The 15,853-nt window shown below is 69.0% G+C and carries 9 protein-coding genes, 3 tRNA genes and 2 pseudogenes; 4 read left to right on the forward strand and 10 right to left on the reverse strand.

Annotation, left to right across the window (positions count from 1 at the left end; genetic code table 11):
- The first annotated feature begins 474 nt into the window (after nucleotides 1-474).
- Both CYJ26_RS09745 and CYJ26_RS09750 read left to right on the forward strand, forming a co-directional pair.
- Nucleotides 475-1,806, forward strand: coding sequence for a MalY/PatB family protein (locus CYJ26_RS09745; protein ID WP_024036626.1), 1,332 nt, complete (start codon nucleotides 475-477; stop codon nucleotides 1,804-1,806).
- Nucleotides 1,807-1,885: 79 nt separating this feature from the next.
- Nucleotides 1,886-3,094, forward strand: coding sequence for a PLP-dependent transferase (locus CYJ26_RS09750; RefSeq protein WP_006547682.1), 1,209 nt, complete (start codon nucleotides 1,886-1,888; stop codon nucleotides 3,092-3,094).
- Nucleotides 3,095-3,128: 34 nt separating this feature from the next.
- On the opposite strand, the gene CYJ26_RS09755 is transcribed toward CYJ26_RS09750, so the two are convergent.
- The 9 genes from CYJ26_RS09755 to serS all read right to left on the reverse strand — a co-directional run bounded on the left by CYJ26_RS09755 (nucleotide 3,129) and on the right by serS (nucleotide 12,572).
- Entirely contained in the window at nucleotides 3,129-4,574 is a 1,446-nt protein-coding gene (locus CYJ26_RS09755) for a GuaB1 family IMP dehydrogenase-related protein (RefSeq protein ID WP_048685574.1), read from the reverse strand.
- Between the two features lie 116 nt (nucleotides 4,575-4,690).
- Nucleotides 4,691-4,766, reverse strand: a tRNA-Arg gene (locus CYJ26_RS09760).
- A gap of 304 nt (nucleotides 4,767-5,070) precedes the next feature.
- Nucleotides 5,071-5,157: transfer RNA gene (locus tag CYJ26_RS09765), tRNA-Ser, on the reverse strand.
- Between the two features lie 119 nt (nucleotides 5,158-5,276).
- Nucleotides 5,277-6,830 carry an SLC13 family permease gene (locus CYJ26_RS09770; RefSeq protein ID WP_101638345.1) on the reverse strand — a complete coding sequence of 518 codons (1,554 nt, stop codon included), beginning with the start codon at nucleotides 6,828-6,830 and terminating at the stop codon, nucleotides 5,277-5,279.
- Nucleotides 6,831-7,092: 262 nt separating this feature from the next.
- Nucleotides 7,093-7,178 (reverse strand) — tRNA-Ser (locus CYJ26_RS09775).
- 158 nt (nucleotides 7,179-7,336) lie between these two features.
- Nucleotides 7,337-8,686, reverse strand: a complete 1,350-nt coding sequence (locus tag CYJ26_RS09780) for an AGE family epimerase/isomerase (RefSeq protein WP_101638346.1) — start codon at nucleotides 8,684-8,686, stop codon at nucleotides 7,337-7,339.
- A 149-nt stretch (nucleotides 8,687-8,835) separates the two neighbouring features.
- A complete protein-coding gene (locus CYJ26_RS09785; RefSeq protein WP_101638347.1) occupies nucleotides 8,836-10,230 on the reverse strand; it encodes an ABC transporter substrate-binding protein in 1,395 nt (464 codons plus the stop codon).
- Nucleotides 10,224-11,282 carry an HAD family hydrolase gene (locus CYJ26_RS09790; RefSeq protein ID WP_101638348.1) on the reverse strand — a complete coding sequence of 353 codons (1,059 nt, stop codon included), beginning with the start codon at nucleotides 11,280-11,282 and terminating at the stop codon, nucleotides 10,224-10,226. Before CYJ26_RS09790 ends, CYJ26_RS09785 begins: the two co-directional genes overlap by 7 nt.
- Nucleotides 11,283-11,297: 15 nt before the next feature.
- Entirely contained in the window at nucleotides 11,298-12,572 is a 1,275-nt protein-coding gene (gene serS / locus CYJ26_RS09795) for a serine--tRNA ligase (RefSeq protein WP_101638349.1), read from the reverse strand.
- Nucleotides 12,573-12,764: 192 nt separating this feature from the next.
- Between serS and CYJ26_RS09800 the strand changes: the two are divergent.
- Nucleotides 12,765-13,703, forward strand: a pseudogene (locus CYJ26_RS09800) (hydrogen peroxide-inducible genes activator); the annotation flags it as partial.
- Nucleotides 13,704-13,796: 93 nt separating this feature from the next.
- Nucleotides 13,797-14,840 (forward strand): annotated as a pseudogene (locus CYJ26_RS09805) (diacylglycerol/lipid kinase family protein); the annotation flags it as partial.
- Between the two features lie 4 nt (nucleotides 14,841-14,844).
- On the opposite strand, the gene pheA reads toward CYJ26_RS09805, so the two are convergent.
- Nucleotides 14,845-15,807 (reverse strand): prephenate dehydratase, encoded by a 963-nt coding sequence (gene pheA, locus CYJ26_RS09810; RefSeq protein ID WP_034235274.1) that lies wholly within the window; start codon nucleotides 15,805-15,807, stop codon nucleotides 14,845-14,847.
- Between the last annotated feature and the right edge of the window lie 46 nt (nucleotides 15,808-15,853).

Raw genomic sequence — 15,853 nt, forward strand, 5'->3', positions numbered from 1 at the left:
GGCCGGTGACAACACCCCCCGGATCATTCAAGACAGGGGCAAGACATCATGCCGACCACCGCTGGCCCAGTCACCGGCACTCCTTGGCCGGCAACCACCACCAAGGTAACGGGCAGTGGCCAGCAGATGAGCCGGCCTTGACACAGGGCGCCGTGGCAGACCTACCCTGCGTCCATGATCGCTTCGACGCCCACGCCCCGTACCGCCCCGGTGCGCGCCCTGGTCATGCGTCGAATGTGCATGCGCTGACAGCGCCAGCCGTCGCTGTCGCAGGAATAACGGCTAGAGCGTCGGGCTGAGTCGAGCCCGGCACGCTCCGCGAGATCGCCACCCAGACGCTCGCGTTCACTGACCACCGTGACCCCGTCTGTCCGCGTGCCAGGCTGACGCCTCCGCACGACGTCGCCCGCCCGTACCCGCCCGCGGCAGACAGGCAGGCCCAACCACCCTGCCCGATCCACAGGACCCACGCGCATGCCTGCTCTCACTGACTTCTCTGACCTCGGAAGCATCGTCGACCCCTACTGTCCCGTCGGCACCACCCTGCCTGGCTCCTCCTACTGCCAGTTCGACCTCATCCACGACCGCACCGGCACTGCCAGCCTCAAGTGGGACTTCGCCGCCGAGCGTGGCCGCCCCGAAGGCGTCCTGCCGCTGTGGGTGGCTGACATGGATCACCAGGTCGCTCCCGGCATCACGAGCGCCCTGCTGTGGCGGGTGCGCCACGGGATCTTCGGCTACACCGAGACTGACGCCGCCTACAACGAGGCACTAACCTCCTGGTTCGCACGCCGTTACGACTGGCAGGTGGACGCGTCCTGGAACGTGGTGACCCCGGGAGTCGTCCCGGCCTTGGCACTGGCGGTCCGGGCGCTGACCCAGCCCGGGGACGCCGTCGTCATCGAGGAACCCGTGTACTACCCCTTCAGGGAGGTCATCGAGGACAACGGCCGCGTGGTCGCCGCCGCTCCGCTGGTACGTGGGGAGGACGGCGTCTACCGCCGCGGCCTGGAGGCCCTGGAGCGCACGCTGCGCACCAGCGGTGCGAAAGTGCTGCTGCTGTGCAACCCGCACAACCCGGTCGGGCGGGTGTGGAGCCGCGGTGAGCTGGAGGATCTGGCTGAGATCGCCAAGCGCTACGAGCTCACGGTGGTCTCTGACGAGATCCACGCTGACCTCGCCCTGCCCGGCCACCGCACCACGCCCTTTGCCTCCTTGTCCCAGGACGCGGCCGCACGCACAATCACCTGCACCTCGCCGTCGAAGTCCTTCAACCTGGCTGGGCTGCAGGTGGCCAACATCCTCATTCCCAGCGAGCAGCTGCGTGGGGCCTTTTGTGCCGAGCTGTCCGCCGTCGGATACTCCCAGCCGAACACGCTGGGACTGACCGCCTGCCGCGCCGCCTACGAGAGCGGGGACGCCTGGCTGGATGAGCTGCGCGAGCACATCGCCGCGGCCCGTGCCCACGTCGCCCAGCGCCTGGCGAGCGTTCCCGGCATCGAGGTCACCCCCTGCGAGGGCACCTACCTGCTGTGGCTCGACTGCCACGGCCTGCTGGAGCGCTCCGGTCTCAAGCCCAACGAGCTTGACGAGTTCATTCTCGACGAGGCCGGGCTCTGGCTCGACGACGGCGCGATCTTCGGTGCCGGCGGGGAGGGATTCACCCGGATCAACGTCGCCTGCCCGCGCGCCACCCTGGATGAGGCCCTGGACCGCCTGGAGGCTGGCGTCACGGCGCTGCTGACCCGCCAGGCACACCGTGCCCGCTCCCACCCCGAGGCCCTGGCTGAGGTCCGCGCTGCCTGAGCCCCTGCCCGCCCGGCTGTCACGGACGCAGCCGGGCACCGCCGTCGTCCACCCACCTGATACGAAGAGAGCACGCACCATGTCCACTCGCCCCGAAGACTCCAACCCCGCCTACGACGACCGCTCCACCACACGTGCCGTCCCGATCCACCACCACCCCTCGGCCTCGGCAGGCCCGGACACCTCCGCCTGGGGGCTGGATACCGTGCTCGCGCACGTGGGCACCGGCACCGACCCTGCCACCGGCGCCATCACGACGCCGATCCACCTGTCCACCGCCTTCGGGCACCCCGGACTGCGCCAGTCCACGGGCTACGACTACACGCGGACCGCCTCACCCACCCGCGACGTCCTCCAGGACGCGCTGGCCCGGCTCGACGGCGGAGCCGCCAGCTTTGTGACCTCCTCGGGCATGGCCGCCATCCAGCTGGCCGTGGAGACGCTGGCCCCCTTCGGCTCACGCATCGTGGCGCTGGAGGACCTGTACGGAGGCACCTTCCGCTACCTCCAGGTCCTGGCGGAGGCCGGCGCCTACGAGGTCGACTTCGTCTACGGGCAGCAGGCGCTGGCCGAGGCGCTGAGCCGGCCTGCGGCCCTCGTGCTCATCGAGACCCCCACCAACCCGATGATGGAGTGCTACGACGTCGCCGCAACCGCCCGACTGGCCCGCGAGGCCGGGGCCCTGCTCGCCGTCGACAACACCTTCTACACCCCCGCCATCCTGCGCCCGCTGGATGAGGGGGCGGACGTGGCGATCTACTCCGCGACCAAGTACCTGGGCGGGCACAACGACGTCATGGCGGGAGTCGTGACCGTGGCGGACCCGGCACTGGGCGAGCGCCTGCAGTACCGGCTCAACACCACCGGGGCGACGCTGGGTCCCTTCGACTCCTTCCTGCTGCTGCGCGGGCTGAAGACCCTGTCCCTGCGCATGGCCCGGCACGAGGCCAATGCCAAGGAGGTCGTGGCCTTCCTCCAGGCCTCACCGCACGTCACCCGCGTGCTCTACCCCGGCCACTCGGGCATGGTCTCCTTCGACCTCGCCGAGGACGTGGACATCGCCACCTTCCTGGAGTCAGTCCGGGTCTTCACCTTCGCCGAGTCCCTGGGCGGGGTGGAGTCCCTGGTCACCTGTCCGAGCGTGCAGACCCACGCCGACGTCCCGCCTGCCACGCGAGCCCGCTACGGCCTGACTGACCGGCTGCTGCGTCTGAGCATCGGGATCGAGGACCCCTCCGACCTGGTGGATGACCTCCGCCAGGCCTTCGAGACGGGCACCCGCCACTGACGAATGGCAGCCTCGAAGGCCTGGCGGGCGGCGCTCACCAGCTGACCGGGACCGGCGCGCCCTCGCGGTAGCCGGAGGCGGACTGCAGCCCGACGACCGCCCGCTCACGGAACTCGGCGATCGATCCGGCGCCGGCGTAGGTGAAGGAGGAGCGCACACCGGCGATGATGTTGTCGATGAGGTCCTCCACGCCCGGACGCTGAGGATCGAGGTACATGCGCCCTGCGGAGATTCCCTCCTCGAACAGGGCCTTGCGCGCGCGGTCGAAGGGGTCCTCACCCTCAGTGCGCGTGGTGACGGCCCGCTTGGAGGCCATACCGAAGGACTCCTTGTAGGCACGCCCGTCCGCGTCGTACTGGATGTCGCCCGGGGACTCGTAGGTGCCGGCGAACCAGGAGCCGATCATGACGTTGGAGGCACCAGCCGCCAGGGCCAGGGCGACGTCACGCGGGTGGCGCACTCCGCCGTCGGCCCATACGTGGGCGCCCAGGGCGGCGGCGGCCTGCGAGCACTCCAGGACGGCGGAGAACTGAGGGCGGCCGACGCCGGTCTGCATGCGGGTGGTGCACATCGCGCCCGGCCCCACGCCGACCTTGATGATCGAGGCGCCGGCCTCGACCAGGTCGCGCACGCCGTCGGCCGAGACGACGTTGCCGGCCACGATCGGGAAGTCGGCGGGCAGGGCGGCGCGGACGGCGGCGACGGCGTCCATCATCCGGTCTTGGTGACCGTGGGCGGTGTCGACGACGATGACGTCCACGCCCGCGGCCACGAGTTCAGCCGCCTTGCCCGCGGGGTCGCCGTTCATGCCGATCGCAGCGCCGATGCGCAGGCGACCGGCGGCGTCGACGGCGGGAGCGTAGATGGTTGAGCGCACGGCTCCTGAGCGCGTGAGCAGACCGACGAGCTCGCCGTCGGCGCCCACGACCGGGGCCAGCTTGCGACGCGCGGCGCGCAGGCGGTCAAAGGCCTCGCGTGAGTCGATGCCGGCCGGCAGGGTCAGCAGCTCGGTGGTCATGACCTCGCGGACCTGGGTGAAGCGGTCGACGCCGGAGACGTCATCGAGGTCCACCATGCCGATGGGGCGGTTGGTGTCCGGGTCGACGACGACCGCGGCACCGTGCGAGCGCTTGGGAATGAGGCCCAGCGTATATCCGCAGGTGTGGTGCGGCTTGACGGTGACCGGGGTGTCGTAGACGAGGTGGGCGGCCTTGACCTGAGTAACAGTGTCCGTGACGACGTCGACCGGGATGTCCTGCGGGATGATCGTCAGTCCGCCGCGGCGGGCTACGGTCTCTGCCATGCGCTTGCCGGCGACCGCTGTCATGTTGGCGACCACCAGCGGGATCGTGGTGCCCGTGGCGTCGTCCGTGGTCAGGTCGACGCCGGTGCGCGATCCGACGCTGGATCGCGAGGGGACCATGAAGACGTCGTCGTAGGTCAGGTCGAAGGTCGGCTGGAGGCCATTGAGGAACTTCACCGGGAGAGTCTAGCCGTGGGCACTGACTCAGCCTGCAGCGGGTGATGAGTGGGAGCCGGAGCCGCTGGAATGGAAAAACGCCCCGGGCCCGACCTTGGCGGCCGAGAGCGGGGCGTTGGTGCGCCAGAAGGGATTCGAACCCCCAACCTTCTGATCCGTAGTCAGATGCTCTATCCGTTGAGCTACTGGCGCATGTCGTTTCCGACAGGCAGAAACAATACTCAGCCTCCCCCACGAGGCCAAATCCTGGGGCCGTGAGGATCGGCACAGGACGAGAGGGGGTAACCGGGTCCCCGCACTCGGCACCGGCACGCTCACCGCCGTCTGAGAAGGAACGCACCGAGACAGACACCGCCGCTCCGTGCGAGTTGACTGTAGCCATTACTGTAGCCATTCAAACGCCGACCAACCTTCACCCACCAGTACCGGCCGCTTTGCCCACCCGATCCCAAACACGAAAAAGCCCCGAGATCTCAACGATCTCGGGGCTTGCCGGCGGAGATGGGGAGATTCGAACTCCCGAGGGGTTTTATCCCCAACCTTCTTAGCAGGAAGGCGCACTAGGCCACTATGCGACATCTCCAGGGCCTGGTAGGCAGCATGAGGTTACCCCAGATCCTCAGGCAGCAGCAAAGCGACTGCGCCACTACCCGCGTGATCTTCCTCCAGCCCACAAAGCCACGACCTGACAAAGAACCGCCACTACAGGCTGATCCCGAGCACCGGCACACCCAGCAGCAGCACCGTCACCACAATGAGCACGATACCAATGAGGTTGAGCCAGATACCTGCCTTGACCATCGAGCCCATCGAGACGTACCCCGAGCCGAAGGCGATGGCATTGGGCGGCGTCGCCACCGGAAGCATGAAGGCGCAGGTCGCCGCCAGCGCCACCGGCACCACGAACAGCAGCGGGTCAACACCGATCCCCACGGCCACCCCGCCCATGATGGGCAGGAAGGCGGCTGCCGTCGCCGTGTTCGAGGTGAGCTCGGTCAGGAAGATGAGGAGCGTCGTCACCGCGACGACGATGAGCACCGTCGGCAGCACGGACAGTCCCTTGGCGATCTCACCGATCCACACAGACAGCCCTTGCTTGGAGAACTGTGCCGACAGCGCCAGCCCGCCCCCGAACAGCAGCAGGACGTCCCAGGGCAGGTCCTTGGCGGTCTTCCAGTCCAGCAGCCTGACCCCGTGCTGCCCCGGGGCCGGCAGGATGAACAAGGCCAGGGCCACCACCATGGCGATAACTTCGTCCGTGATGCCCGCCTCGGGCAGCAGGGTCGGCAGCAGCGACCAGGACAGCGCCGCGGCCACAAAGATCACGCCCACCAGCACCTCGCCACCGCTCCAGGGCCCCAGCTTGGACAGCTCCTCACGGATGAGCGCCTTGCCTCCCGGGATCTCCTTGATCTCCGGCTTGAACAGCACACTGGTCAGCAGCCACCAGCAGATCAGGAGGAAGGTGAGTGCCAGCGGCACGCCCATGATCATCCACTGCCCGAAGCCGATGGTGACGTCGAAGGTCTCCTTGAGGTAGGCGATGAGCAAGGTGTTGGGGGGCGTGCCGATGATGGTCCCCAACGAGCCGATGGACGCGGCGTAGGCGATTCCCAGCATGAGCGCCGTCGCCAGCTTTGACTGCTTGCCCTTGCCGTCCGCCTGGCCCGTCAGCAGCAGGATCGAGGTGCCGATGGGCAGCATCATGACGGCGGTAGCCGTGTTGGACACCCACATGGACAGGAAGCCTGTGGCCAGCATGAAGCCGAGTACGAGCATCTTGGGCTTGGTTCCCACCGCGAGCACGGTCAGCAGCGCGATACGCCGGTGCAGGTTCCAGCGCTGCATCGTCAGGGCGAGCATGAACCCACCCATGAACAGGAAGATCGTGCCCGAGGCGTAGGGAGCCGCAGTGTCCTTGAAGCTGTCCACACCTGCCAGAGGGAAGAGCACGAGCGGCAGGAGCGCGGTGGCCGCCAGCGGGATCGCCTCGGTCATCCACCAGGCCCCCATGACGACGGCGGCTGCAGCCACGAGCCGCAACCCTTCCTCACTGACCTTCTCGGCCGCTTCAGGGGAGATCACCGCGACCACCGTGTCGACGGCGTCGGCAGGCATGGCGAGATAGACGATCACACCAAGAAGGGCCCCACCGAGGAGGCCAAGGAGACGACGACGGCGCTCGCCCGCCGGAGCAGGGTGGGCCTTCTGCCCTTCTGAGGGACTCGTAGGTTGATGGAGGACGGGAATACTCATGATGAACCTCGCACGTGAGCCCGACGTCGCCCTTGACATCGCGCCCGAATAGCAGTGAGTGACCACGTCCCGCTGGCGACCCACCACAGGCGCCGCACAACTGGGACCTAAGTCACGGTACCTCACCACGTCACTGTGGTCTAGGTCTCTAAAAAAACTGGAGGTTCCCACACCAAACAGGACGGGAACCTCCAGACCATGAAGGGAGGCCAGGCGCCGACATCACGTTTTCGTTGACATGACGCCGCTTCTTCAACTCTCGCGGAGAGAGAGGGATTCGAACCCCCGGTACGCCAGGCGTACAGCGGTTTTCAAGACCGCCACATTCGGCCGCTCTGTCATCTCTCCAACGGCCCTCGCAGACCGGTGATGACCCTACACCATCACTGCTCCGCCAGCCACGAACGGGTCCACGCCCTCCGTGGCGCCCACAGCAACGACGGCGTCGCCCGCCACCGCGCGAGAGCCTGGGCGGCAGCCGGTCTCACCGGCTGCCGCCTCGCCCATCAGCCCCGGCCGAACAGCCCGCGCCGGCGTCCGCTCTGGACGTTGACCGGGATCGTCGTCGCCGGCTCGTCCAGGCGCCCCTCAGCCAGAGCCTGCCCCATCGCCGGCCACACCGGAAGGCGGGACATCAACGTCATCTGCAGCGCGTGGTAGATATCCGGGTGCCCGTCCCAGGTGCGGGTCGAGGGCTGGTTGGACTGGTCGAGCTCGTGCGTCCACACACCCGGCGCCTCAATGAGGTACTGCTCGGCGTAGTCGATCCAGGAGCGGTAGCAGTGCTCATAGTGCTCGACCTCGATCTCGCCGCGACCGTCATCGAGCAGAGCACGGCGAATCGCGGCCGCAGCGCTCACGCCCTCACACACCACCCAGTGCATGCGCTCGTGCACCACCGGCTCGCCAGCAAAGTCCGTGGTGTAGACGAAGCCCGGACCGCCATCCACACGCCAGCCATCCACACGAGCCCGCTCAAAGAGCTCCTCAGCCGCATCCAGCATCCACTCCGGCACAGGCAGAGAACGGTTAAGCAGGGCCGAACGCGCCTGAACCGTCAGGCGCGACCACTCCAGCCCGTGCCCGGGAGTGACACCGTAGGGGCGGAAGGGGTGAGCCGGCTCGTCCTTGTTGTAGTCCAGGACCGGCTGCCAGGAGGTGTCATAGTGCTCAGGCAGGCGCCAGTCGTTGGCACGAGCCTGCTTGTTGACAGCAAAGTCGATGATCTGGACGGCGCGGTTGAGCCACTTGACGTCACCGCTGACGTCAGCCGCAGCCAGGTAGGCCTCAACGGTGTGCATGGCGGCGTTGATACCGCGATAGCGCTCAGGATCCGTGAAGTCCGCGGCATAGGACTCAATCGGCATGTGGTAGGTCTCGTCCCACCAGTGCTTGTCCTGCATCGCCATCGCGTCACGCAGGAGCTCCTGCGCGCCAGGGCGGTCGGCAGCCGTCGCCGTGGCCGCAGCGAGCATGACGAAGGCGTTCTGGTAGCACTCCTTGCGCTGGCCAGAATCAACCGGGACGCCGCGCCCCTGCTCATCCAGCTCGTGACGCACGGCCGAGTACCAGCCGCCGTGCTCGTAGTCCCGCAGCACCTTGGACAGGGCCCGCACACCATGGTCAGCGTAGCGACGGCAGCCGGGAATTCCCATCAGCGCACCGAGCGAGAAGGCAAAGGTCATGCGGCCGGTGATCCACAGCTCCACCGGGTGGTTGGTGTCGACCGTGCCGTCCGGACCGATCCAGCCGAATCCTGCCGGCACGCACGCCGCACGCCCGTAGCGCAGCAGCGCGTGGGTCTCCTCAGCCAGCCAGCGGTTGTGCTCCGGCGCACCGAACCATCCCAGTCCCATGAGTCCTCCTCAACTCGTGCCCGTCTATGGGCGCCCGACGGCGTACGTCAGCTCTGCTGTCCGAACGCTATCTCACCGCGGGCGGACCTTGGACTTCCCTGCTGCAGGCAAACCTGCGAAAACAGCTCCGCCTGCCGACACGATCCGCCCTACTGTGCGCTGCTCTCCTCAGCCCTCGACAGTGCCGTCGCACCATCGGCCTGACCGCTAGCCCAGGCGGTCAGGGCCTCGCGCAGGGCTGTGACGCGCTCAGGCGTCGCGACGTCGGCCACCTCCAGGCGGAGTACCGACTGCCTCGACTGCAGGATCTGGGACACCTGCTGGGCCACCGGGGAACCGGCCTGTGCCGCCTCGACGCCGTGATGAGCAGTACCTCCAGTCCCCAGGGCCGCATAGGCCCGGGCCCACTGAGCACTCGTGAGGTAGGCCATCACCGCCTCACCAGCCTCAGAGCCACTGACCGAGACCAGCATGCTCGCGCCCACCAGGTAAGCCGTCTCTTCATCCTGCCCACCCGAGGGGGTGAGGAAGGTCGACAAGACGTCGCCCGCGCCCGCCGCACCCGCCGCGCTCGCCGTCTCTTCCGGCTGGCTGCTGGCACCGTCGTCGCTCACCGACCCGACCGGGAACAGGGCTTCGACAGACGAGGGGGCGTAGAGCATGAGGCACTGCCCCTCCCGCAGTTGCGCGGCGGCGTCCTGCATCGTCGCCGATTCCGCCGCCTGCCGACCGCCAGGCACGTGCCCGTCAGCAAGCAGGAGCGAATCCAGCTCACCCAAGGCCGTGTCCGCGTCAACCGAGTCCAGGGAGTCCTCGCCCGTGGCCCACTGGTCGTAGGCGACCGGACCGCTGAGCTGGAGCACAGCCTCCGCCAGCCACTCCTCGCCCGCATCGGGGCTCGCCAGTCCCAGGCACCACGGCGTCACCGAGCCGTCCGGGTGGTCCTGCGCCACCTGCGAGGTCAGAGCCACCAGCTCCGGCCACGTCTGAGGCACCTGGTAGCCCAGGCGTGAGAACGCGGTCGGCGAGTACCAGACCAGGGAGTCCAGGCTGGCCGTCAGCGGCGCGGCGTACAAGGTGCCGTCAACGGTCCCCGCCTCCGACCACATCCGGTCCCAACCCAGCTCCACATTGGCACCCACAGTCTCCGGCACAGGCTGGACGAGCCCCTCGTCCACGAGCTCAGGCAGGACACCGGCCTCAGGCAAGACGGCAAGGTCGGCCTGCGCGGAGTCGGACTTGAGGCTGGCCGCGACGTCGTCGGACTCCACCTGGACCACACTCAGCCCCGTGCACTGCGAGAAGTGCTCCAGGGAGGCGTCCAGACTGGCTGCCTCAGTGCTGCCGGCCTGCGTGGCGACCCGCACCGTGGTGCCCGCGGGGAAGGAGCCGTAGGCCTCCTGCAGCTGGGCGCAGGAGACAGGGGACGCCGTCACCCCTCCCACCTGCTGCGAGGCCGAGGAGCAGGCCACCAGCGAGGCCGACGCGAGGGCGAGCGTGGCCACGACGGCCAGGGGCCGGAGCCCGGTGAGTCTGCTCAGCATGTTGCTCGCTTCCTCTCCACGACGGCGTCGAGCACTCCGGCACACCCGTCACGCCATACCGGCTCGGTGGTGAAGGAGGCGACAGCCGTCACTGACTGCGGCGCGCTTCCCATGGCCACCCCGGCACCAGCCCAGGTGAGCATCTCAACGTCATTGGTCCCGTCTCCCACCGCCACGGCGTGAGAGGAGTCCGTCCCCAGCCGCTCAGCCAGCCGCTGCAGCGCGGACGCCTTCGTCACGCCCTCGGGAGCCACGTCAAGCCACGCGGTCCAGCCGATCGCGTACTCCACCGAGTGCAGGCCCGAGTCCGCGACCAGCGCGCTGAACTCCTCCAGCGGCATACCCGGCGCCCGCAGGATGACGCGGGTGACCGGTCGCGCGCACAGCTCGTCCAAGGTGGCCAGCGTCTGCTCCTCAATGAGCTCCCCCTCAGGGAAGGCGCGGGTGGTGCGGAAGCCGGCGTCAAGGTCCTCGACGGCGAGGATGCCGTCCGGAACAGCCTGCGTGAGCGCGTTGATGGCCGCGGTGGGGTCAAAGGTCACCGAGTCCACCACCCGGTACCCGCCTGGCGCCGTCGGATCCATGCGCACCGTCAGCGCACCGTTGGCACAGATCATCCACCCGTCGGTCAGTCCCACGTGGCGCGCCACCGGCAGAGCCGCCTGGATACCGCGGCCGGTGGAGATGACCACCTGGGCCCCGTAGTGCCGCATCCGGGCGATCGAGGCCATCATCCGTTCCGAGACGCGGCCATCCATGTCCAGGATCGTGCCGTCCACGTCGAGCGCGACGATGAGCCGCGGGTCCGCGACGAGGTGGTTCCGGCCCGGGTCCAGCCGGTCCAGGTCCGCCATGTGCTCACGCACGAGGGCGTGGTAGGCGTCATGGCTCAGAGGCGTGGAGCGGTCGTGCCCACGCAGGTACTCCCAGGAGCCGCCCAGCCGCTGAGGCTCGGCGCCGCTGGGCTGGCTCGGGTCAGGAGCGCTGAAGACCGGAGAGGTGCCGACCGGCACAGGGCCGGCCGCCTGGTCCCGGCGGGAGTCTTGCGTCACTGCCGTCCTCGTCCCTCAGGGACGCGGGGTGATGACCTCGAGGCCACCCATGTACGGACGCAGCCCCTCAGGCACAACCACCGTGCCGTCCGCCTGCTGGTTGTTCTCCAGCAGCACCACGATCCAGCGGGTGGTGGCCAGCGTGCCGTTGAGGGTGGCTACCGGCGAGGTCCGCCCGTCCCGCCTCTCACGGATCTGGAGACGGCGCGCCTGGTAGGTGGTGCAGTTGGAGGTCGAGGTGACCTCCATCCAGCGGTTCTGGGTGGGCAGCCACGCCTCGCAGTCGAACTTGCGGGCAGCGGAGGATCCGAGGTCCCCCGCAGCGGTGTCGATGACGCGGTAGGGCAGGCCGACGAGGTGGAGCATCTCCTCCTCCAGGGCCAGCAGGCGCTCGTGCTCGGCAGCGGCGTCCTCGGGACGCACGTAGGCGAACATCTCTGCCTTGTTGAACTGGTGGACGCGAATGATGCCTCGGGTGTCCTTACCAGCCGCCCCCGCTTCACGGCGGTAGCAGGTGGACCAGCCCAGGTAGCGCTTCGGGCCCTCCTCCAGGTCGAGGATCTCGTCCGTGTGATAACCGGCCAGCGCGACCTCGGAGGTACCGGTGAGGTAGAGGTCGTCAGCAGGCAGGTAGTAGATCTCGTCCGCGTGCAGGCCGAGGAAGCCGGTGCCGCCCATGACCTGCGGGGAGACGAGGGTGGGCGTGGTCATCGGGATGAAGCCGTGCTCGGTGGCCTTGTCCAGGGCCGCCGTCATGAGGGCCAGCTCCAGGCGCATTCCCGCGCCCTTGAGGTAGTAGAAGCGCGAGCCGGAGACCTTGGCCCCGCGCTTGGTGTCGATGATGTCCAGGCCCTCACCCAGGGTGAGGTGATCGGCCGGCTCAAAGCCCTCGGAGGCGAAGTCGCGCGGCTGGGGGCCCTCATGACGCAGGACGACGTAGTCCTCCTCCCCGCCGGAGGGCGCTCCCTCGATGACGTTCTGGAACTGGTGCGCCAGCTCGTCCAGGGTGGCGGCAGCCTGGTCAGACTCGGCCTGGGCGCCGCGCACGCGCTCGGCCAGCTCCTTGGCCTGAGCGAGGGCAGCCTCACGCTCCTGAGGAGAGGAGGCCTTGCCGACCGAGCGAGAGACGACCTTCTGCTCCGCACGCAGGGACTCAAAGGTGGCCAGGGTGGTGCGGCGGGCCTCGTCGGCGTCGATGATGCGGTCGACAAGGTCGACGTCGGCGCCTCGGGCTCGCTGGCTGTCACGGTAACGCTCTGGGTTCTCGCGGAGGTCGCGCAGGTCGATCATGGGTCCGAGTGTAGCCAGCGAGCGCCCCCGCCCGCCGGGACGCCTCATGGGGCGAGAGCACCATCACTGATAGCGAGAGGTTTCGCGACCCGCCAATCTATGCCATATAATTAATAGCGATTTATTAAGCACGATCGACAGGCGAACCTCTCGGTCCGCCGCGCCCGATCGCCCCAGCTCTCAGGACAGGCTATGGCTACTTCGCTTCCCTCCTTCTCGCAGCTGCGAGCCTTCGTCGCCCTGTGCGACCACCAGCACTTCGGTGAGGCGGCCACGACTCTTGGCGTCAGCCAGCCCAGCCTGTCCCAGGCCATCACCGCCTTGGAGCGCCGCGTGGGCGGAGAGCTGGTCGAACGCACTACCCGCCGCGTGCTCGTCACCCCCCTGGGCGAGACGCTGCTGCCCTACGCCCGCGAGGCGGTCCTCGCAGCCGAGTCCTTCAGCGAGGCCGTCACCACCCAGGGCGCCGTGCTCAGCGGCACCATGCGTCTGGGAATGATCCCCACGTTGGCCCCCTACCTGGCTCCCGTCGCTATCGACGGACTGCCCCGGGAGATCCCCCAACTCCAGCCCGAGCTGCGTGAGATGGTCACCGGCGACCTGCTCGACATGCTGGGTCAGGGTCGCCTGGACGCCGCCATCCTGGCGATCGACGTCGACATCGACGCCCACCGCACCTCCGTCATCCCGATGTATGACGAGCCCCTCGTCATCCTCGTCCCACCCAACCACTCCTGGGACGGGCGCAAGGACGTCTCCCCCGTCGAGCTCGATGACCAGCAGCTCCTCCTGCTGGACGAGGGCAACTGCCTGCGCGACGAGACCCTGGCCCTGTGCCAGCGCTACGGCTCCAACCCGCCGGTCGCCGTCGCCACCACGCTGCTAACCGTGGTCCAGATGGTCTCCCACAACGTCGGCGTCACCGTGCTGCCCGAGGGCGCCCTGCGGATGCTGGGAGGCGTGCCGCACGGAGTGGCTCGTTTCGGGGACGTCAACGCCGTGCGCCGCATGGGCCTGGTCTACCGCGCCTCCTCCTCGCGAGGCTCCGACTTCAGCCAGCTCGCCCGCATCATCACCAGCCTCGCCCAGGACGCCGGCCTGCCCCTGACCCCTGTGCCCTCCGCCGCGGCCCGCTACCCTCGGCCCATGACCCGATCCGGTGGCCCTACGGCCACCCCCGCCAGCCCAGTGTCCGCGGACGCTGGGCTGGCGTGCGTCGTCCTCAACCCGTCCAAACCGGCAGTCACTGAGTCCGTCCGCCGCCGCCTCACCCTTGCCCTGGCCGAGGCCGGGTACCACGAGCCCATCTGGCTGGAGACCACCGTCAGCGAGCCGGGCGCCACGCAGGCGCGCCTCGCCGTCGCCTCAGGAGCCCGGCTCGTTGTGGCTGGCGGCGGGGACGGCACCGTGCGCGCCGTGGCCGCCGGGCTGGCCGGTACCTCCACCGAGCTTGGGATCCTGCCGCTGGGCACCGCCAACCTCGCCGCCCGCAACCTGGGCCTGCCCGTGGGCGATCCGGAGGCGCTCATCACCACCGCAGTGACGGGAACTGCCCACCCCGTGGACCTCGCCTGGGTCTCCATCGACCCCGACGACCCCGTCTCCAGCAAGGACCGCCCCGCCCCCACACAGAGCTGGGCTCGCCCCACCCTCGGCTCGGAGCACGCCTGCCTCGTGGTCACCGGTATCGGTTTTGACGCAGGACTCGTCGCCTCGACCCGGCCCGGGCTCAAGGCCCGCATCAAGTGGGGCGCCTATGCCCTGGCCGCCTTCGAGAACCTCTGGTCCCCGCGCCTTGACATGCTGCTCAGCCTAGACGAGCGCAGCGGTCAGGAGGACTGTCCTGCCGGGCCTCGCGGTGGCCGCCGCCCCTCTCAGGTCCGGCGTCACCACGGCGTGAGCCGCGAGCGCCACCTGGAGCGCCTGACCGCACGCTGCCTGCTCATCAGCAATGGCGGTCGCCTTCCCGCGGGGATCACCCTGCTGCCGCAGGCCACGATGGACGACGGCCTCCTCGACGTCGCCGCTATCGACACCGTCGGCGGGCTGGCCGGCTGGACCTCGCTCGCCCGCCAGGTGCTGCCCCCCTTCGCCGCCCGCTACTCCGATCCTCGCCGTGCACTCGGGCGCGTGGTCCTGCGCCGGGGCCGCGACGTCGTCGTCCGACTGGCTCGCCCGGCGATGGTGGAGGTCGACGGCGAGCTCCTGCCTCCCACGCGCTGGGTCCGCGTGCGCCTGGAGCCCGGAGCCGTCCTCGTCCGCCGCTAGCCGCTCAGACGGTGCGTCCCTCCAGCACGTCCGCCACCCAGGCGCGCGCCACCACGAAGTCCTTGTCACTCGTGCCCGCCGGAACCACGATGGGACGGGCGTCCAGGCGGGGGTAGGAGCCCAGGAAGCGCACCTGCGGGCAGGTGCGGTGCAGGCCGATGAGGGCGGCCTGGACGCGCTCTTCACGAATGTGCCCCTCCACGTCGATGGAGAAGCGGTAGCGTCCGAGCGAGTCACCCACCGGACGAGACTCGATGCGCGAGAGGTTGATCCCACGCGCTGAGAACTGCTCCAGCATGTCCAGCAGCGCGCCGGAGCGGTTGTGGGGCAGCTGGACCTGGAGCGTCGTCTTGTCCGCACCGGTCGGCTCGCTCACCCGCCCGGGACGGGTGACCTTGACGAAGCGGGTGACCGCGCCCGGGTTGTCCGCCACCCCTCCGGCCAGCACCGTCAGCCCGTACTGCTCGGCAGCGAGCGGGTTGCACAGCACAGCCTGGTAGTCCAGGTTCCCCAGCCCCTGCGGCCCGGCTGCCGCCAGAGCCTTGGCCGGGGCCGAGGTCGAGGTCCCGGCCACGTACACGGCCTGCGGCAGGTGGGTGTGCACCCAGCCGCGGCACTGCGCCCAGGCGTGGGGATGGGTGGAGATGCCGCGCACCTCCTCCAGTCGCGTCCCCTCCAGACCTGCCAGGACAAAGGTGATAGGCACAGCGACCTCAGCCGCGATGACCAAGGGGGACCCCGCCACGAGGTTGTCCAACGTCGCGTTAACCCCGCCCTCGACGCTGTTCTCAATGGGCACCACAGCCGCGTCCACCGTGCGGTCGCGCACGTGGTCCAGCGCGGTGGGCACGTCCTGGCACGGGTCCAGAGTGATCTGCTGCGGAGCCACCTGCCTCAGGGCCATCTCGCAGAAGGTGCCGGTGGGGCCCAGGAAGGACCAGGTCGCAGCGGTCGTCGAGGTCGTCATAGCGTGAAGGGTATCGAGCATGAGGCCCCAGGCCGTGACAGGTTTG

The sequence above is a fragment of the Actinomyces urogenitalis genome (assembly GCF_002861525.1).
Taxonomy (GTDB): domain Bacteria; phylum Actinomycetota; class Actinomycetes; order Actinomycetales; family Actinomycetaceae; genus Actinomyces; species Actinomyces urogenitalis.